We start from the raw sequence: 5,122 nt of genomic DNA, 5'->3' as shown, positions 1-5,122 counted from the left end.
TACCGCGCCGCCAAAGGTGATCACGGTGACGAACTCAGCTGAAGCCGGAAGGCTCAGTAACACCAACAGCAGGCCGAGCAGGCGGCGCAGGTAAACCATAGATAGTCCCTTATTTTTTAAGTAGCAGTACGCCGCGCAGGTTAGCCTCGAATACATCCGGCACCAACAGCCAGAGCAAACGCAAAAAACCACCTATGTCACAACTATTACAAGTGTCTGGCATGGGGGTATTGGCTCGGAGGGTGTGCGATGCGCACCAAGCGATATTCCGGAGGACGCTCTGGTGCGCACAGCCCGTAGGTTGGGTTGACGAAGGAAGCCCAACAATTGGGGGCGGGGCAAATTTGTTGGGCTTCGCGTTGCTCAACCCAACCTACGGGGAGATGTGGTTGTAGGGGGCTGCGCGCACCACGGCATCACCGTTGCCTGATTACCTACGGCTGCCATAAGGTTTTCTCACCATCGAGCTTGCGGTTGAGAAAGCTGGCGGCGCTGATCAAGGCCAGGTGGCTGAGGGCTTGCGGGGTGTTGCCCAGGTGATGGCCGTGGGCGTCGAACTCTTCGGCGTACAGGCCCAAGGGGTTGGCAAAGCGCAGCAGTTGTTCGAATTCCAGCTGGGCTTTTTCCACTTGGCCGGCGCGGGCCAGGCATTCGACGTACCAGAAGGAGCAGGCGGTGAACGCGCCTTCGTCGCCGCTAAGGCCGTCGTCGTGGCTGTCGTCGTTGCGGTAGCGATAAACCATACCGTCGCGCATCAGGGTATTTTCGATGGCTTTCAGCGTGGCCAGCCAGCGCGGGTCGCTGGCACCGACGAAACGTACCAGCGGCATCAGCAGCATGGCGGCGTCGACGTTACGCCCGCCTTGGTATTGCACAAAATGGCCGAGATCGGCGTTCCAGAAGTTGTCCCAGATATCGTCGTGAATCGCTTGCCGTTCTTTCACCCAACGGTCGAAGGGCGCCGCCAGGGAGCGCTTGAAGGCCAGGCGCAGGGCGCGGTCGAGCGCCACCCAGGACATCAACCGCGAGTGCAGGAAGTGCTGGTCGGCGCCGCGCATTTCCCAAATGCCGACGTCTTTTTCCCGCCAGTGCTCGCACACGTAGTTCACCAGCCGTGTCGCGCTTTGCCAGCCGTCATGGGAAATGGCGTTGCCGTATTTATTGGCCAGGTACACAGCGTCCATCAGCTCGCCGTAGATATCCAATTGCACCTGTGTGTAGGCCTCGTTGCCGATGCGTACAGGCGTGGAGCCGGCGTGGCCGGCGAGGTGCGTCAGGTTTTCTTCCGGCAGCTCTTCACGACCGTCCAGGCCATAGAGAATGCCCAGTGTGTTGGCTTCATCGCAGCAATCGCCCATGCGCCCGTGTACCCAGTGCATAAAGGCGTTGGCTTCGTCTTGGTAACCCAGGCGCATAAAGGCGTAGACGGTAAACGAGGCGTCGCGAATCCAGGTGTAGCGGTAGTCCCAATTGCGCTCGCCGCCGATGGTTTCCGGCAGGCCAAACGTGGCCGCCGCGATAATGCCGCCATGCTTGCGCGAGGTGAGTAGCTTGAGCGCCAGCGCCGAGCGGTTGACCATTTCCCGCCAGCGCCCGCGGTAGTTGGATTGCCCGCTCCATTGGCGCCAGAACGCCACGGTTTCAAATAAATAGCGTGGGCACTGACCCGCGTTAACGCTGGGGTCGTCGATGCCGCCCAAGACGAATTCGACCACATCACCCTGCTTGAGCGCGAACTCAGCCACGGCGGCCTCGCGCTCCACCCGTAGTTCGGTGGTAGCTGAAAGGCGCATTCCGGGCTGGCCGCTGGCTTCAAAACAGACGGTGTCACCGTCCATACCTACGCGCATGGTGGCGCGGCTGTAGTCCAGGCGTACCCGACAGCGCATGCGCACCGTGGCGCTGCCGTGGCGTGACTCGATGCGCCGCACTACGCGGGGCAGGTCGTCGGCGTGTTGGCCGATGGGCATCAAATCGGTGATTTCCACCACCGCGTCTTTGCTGATCCAGCGCGAGAGCAACACGTTGGTGTCGGGCTGGTAAATTTGCTCACGACGGGCGTCTGGTAGGTCGGGGGCTAGCTGAAAAATCCCGGCTTCGTTGCTGTCGAGCAGGGCACAGAACACCGAAGGGCTGTCGAAATCCGGCCAGCAAAAGAAGTCGATGCTGCCGGTGTCGGCCACCAAGGCGGCGCTGCGCATGTCGCCGATGATGCCGTGGTTTTCGATAGGGTTTTGCGCCTCGTCCGTGTGCTTAGCCATTGTCACGAAACTCCGGATACAGGCTCATGCCGCCATCAATCACCAAGCTGGTGCCGTGCACGTAATCGGATAAATCAGACGCCAGCCACACCACAGCATTGGCCACATCTTCGGCCTCGCCTACGCGGCCATAGGGGATCAGCTCTAGCAGTTTTGCCTGTGCAGCGCCCTCGGTGGCTTCTTCATTGATCGCCGTACGAATGGCGCCGGGGGCGATGCTATTGACGCGAATTTTCAGCTCGCCGACTTCCTGGGCAAGGGTGCGCATCAACATATCCACGCCGCCTTTGGACGCCGCGTAATTGGCATGCCCGGCCCACGGAATAACCTGATGCACCGAACTCATATGAATGATTTTGCCCATGGCTTTGGACACCCCGGGGCGCATGCCCTGAGCAATAAACTGGCGCAGCGCGGCGCGGGCGCAGAGAAATTGGCCGGTAAGGTTGACGCCGATTACCGTGTTCCAATCTGCCAGGCTCATCTCGGTAATGGGCGCATCTTTTTGCAGCCCCGAGTTGGCCAGCAAAATATCCAGCTGGCCAAAGCGGCTAAGGGTTTGTGCGAACAGGCGTTCAACCTGATCTTCTTGCGAGATATCCGCGCCGACGGCAATTGCCTGGCCGCCTTCTGCGACGATCTCGGCCGCGAGTGCTTCAGCCGGTTCCGCCTGCGAGTGGTAGTTGATCACCACACTGGCACCTGCGGATGCCAACGCCCTGGCCGCTGCGGCGCCCAACCCGGAACTGGCGCCAGTTACCAGGGCTACCTGCCCCTGCAAGGAAATACGCATGCCTACCTCTCTTCAAATCAGCCTTTAAAAGCTGACCGGTGGGCGGGGGAGAGGTTCAGGGGTTTGCTTCTGTCGTATTTACGCAGCTGCCCACGACGGCTTGAAGGAGTATGCCCTTATTAAACCGCCACCACCGGAGGGCCGTAGGCAATCAGGTTTGCATCCGAGGTCAGCAGCGGCATACCTTCTTTGATGGCGGTAGCTAATAGCAGACGATCAAACGGGTCTTTGTGCACCGTGACAATATTGGCCACCGTCAAAGGATGTTCCGAGGAGACAAGCAGCTCCCGATACCCGTTAGTTACCAAGCTGTGTTTTAGAAGGTCGGCTGGTATGCCAATGCGGTCACCTTTGATCACCGCTTCCCAGATGCTTGCAGGGCTGAAGTACAGTTCGTTGTTTTCATCATCAATGATGGCTTTCGCCGCGTCAGAGAGTTCCGCCGAGTCAAGAGCGGCCCAAATCAAGACGCAGGTATCAAGCAGATACTTCATTCCTTGCCCTCAAACAGATCAACGATCTCGCTGTCCATGGCGGTAAACGCGGCAGCGTCGAACGTGAATCCTAACCCGGCCAAAAAGCCCCGACGCTTGCCTTTGGTTGGCGCGTCTAGTGGCACGATCTTGACCATCGGCCGCCCAGCCTTGGCGATGATGATCGAAACGCCCACTTCAGCCACCTCATCTACCAAGCGTGACAGGTGAGTCTTCGCTTCATGAATGTTGTGTACCGCCAAGCCAGTGGCGATGTCCTTTTTTACGGTGCTCATGGGGTGCGTCCCATCAGGGTTGGTTGAGTTTGGTTAGTTTAGTTTGGTGGGTAAACTAAGCAAGCGCTTTTTGCGGTGTGTGTTGCAAGCTAAGAAAGAGATGTGCGAGGGACCAATCTCTGAATTTCCTATCTGTTTTTCGGACTAGTGCGGCAGCAGGCTGACTCAGCCCTCGCGCACCTGAAAGCGCTTGCGATAAGCCGCTGGCAATAGCCCGACGCGTTGCTGAAACAACCGGCGAAACGAGTTGCTGTCTTCATAGCCGACTTTGTAGGTGATGCTGTCCAGGCTCATGCGCGTGGATTCGAGCAGTTGCTTGGCTTTTTCCAGGCGCAGGGTTTGCAGGTAGGCGATGGGCGTATAGCCGGTGGCTTCTTTAAAGCGGCGTTTGAAGTTACGTACGCCAAAGCCAAATTGTTCGGCCAGGTTGTCGATCAGCAGGGGTTCGGCGAAGTGTTTTTCCAGCCAGTTTTGCACCCGCAGAATGTCGGCATCGCCGTGGCTTTTGGGCAGCGACCACATCACGTACACCGACTGTTCGCTGCGCACAGTGTCGATAAGCAGGTACTTGCCGCAGGTTTGCGCCAGTTCCAGCGATGCAAAGCGGCGTACCAAGTGCAGCAACAAATCCATCGCCGCGCTGGCGCCGCCGGAGGTGATAACCCGGTTGTCTTCGCAAAGGATTTGCCCGTCGTCGAGCAGAACCTGGCCATAGCGACGGCGAAAGTAGTCGGCGAATGCCCAGTGGGTGGTGGCGTGCAGGCCGTTTAGCAAACCGGCTTCGGCCAGCATAAATGCCGCAGTGCACATCGACGCCACTACGGCGCCCGCCGCGTGTTGGTTGTTAAGCCAGGCGGCATAGGCGGGGAAGGCCGGTAAGGCTTGTTTGAGGGTGAACAGGAAGCCGGGAATCAACACCAGGTCGGTGTCGGCGATGGCGTCGATAGCGCAATGCACCTGCATTACTTGGCCGGTTTGCGAGGTCACACTGGCGCCATCCAGTGAAGCGGTCACTACATCAAATAGCGGTTGCTCGGTCTCGGCAAAGCCGTTGGCGGCACTTAACACTTCCAGGGCGATATTGGCGCTGGCGGCAGAGCAGTGATCGGCCAAGAGCAGGGTGACGTGCATAAATGAACCTGTTGCGGTTTTCGCATGGAAAAAGTCATTTGTGCACCTGCTGGCACCTGAGCGCAATACCTAAGATGCCGCCATCCCACACTGATTGGCGTCGTTATGAATCTCTGGTTCCGTTTGTTTCTTATGTTGTTGCGTCGACCGTGGCGCAAACCTGTAGCG

At 58.6% G+C, this 5,122-nt stretch carries 5 protein-coding genes; all 5 read right to left on the bottom strand.

Going from position 1 to position 5,122, the window contains the following annotated elements; genetic code table 11:
• Positions 1–434 precede the first annotated feature (434 nt).
• On the bottom strand, positions 435–2,261 hold the full coding sequence (locus tag AAAB16_RS06345) for a glycoside hydrolase family 15 protein (RefSeq protein WP_340662572.1): 1,827 nt from the start codon (positions 2,259–2,261) through the stop codon (positions 435–437).
• Positions 2,254–3,054: a glucose 1-dehydrogenase gene (locus tag AAAB16_RS06340; protein ID WP_340662571.1), complete on the bottom strand. Its 801-nt coding sequence runs from the start codon at positions 3,052–3,054 to the stop codon at positions 2,254–2,256. The genes AAAB16_RS06345 and AAAB16_RS06340 overlap by 8 nt, the downstream gene beginning before the upstream one ends.
• A gap of 119 nt (positions 3,055–3,173) precedes the next feature.
• Positions 3,174–3,548, bottom strand: a complete 375-nt coding sequence (locus AAAB16_RS06335) for a type II toxin-antitoxin system VapC family toxin (protein ID WP_340662570.1) — start codon at positions 3,546–3,548, stop codon at positions 3,174–3,176.
• Entirely contained in the window at positions 3,545–3,823 is a 279-nt protein-coding gene (locus AAAB16_RS06330; RefSeq protein WP_340662569.1) for a type II toxin-antitoxin system prevent-host-death family antitoxin, read from the bottom strand. The genes AAAB16_RS06335 and AAAB16_RS06330 overlap by 4 nt, the downstream gene beginning before the upstream one ends.
• A gap of 165 nt (positions 3,824–3,988) precedes the next feature.
• Complete coding sequence (locus AAAB16_RS06325) at positions 3,989–4,954, bottom strand: helix-turn-helix domain-containing protein (protein WP_340662568.1); 966 nt, start codon at positions 4,952–4,954, stop codon at positions 3,989–3,991.
• Positions 4,955–5,122 lie beyond the last annotated feature (168 nt).

Source organism: Pseudomonas sp. (assembly GCF_037994325.1).
In the GTDB taxonomy this organism is placed as follows: domain Bacteria; phylum Pseudomonadota; class Gammaproteobacteria; order Pseudomonadales; family Pseudomonadaceae; genus Aquipseudomonas.
The sequence above is the reverse complement of the archived record's forward strand: the minus strand, read 5'-3'. Positions and strand labels throughout refer to the sequence as shown.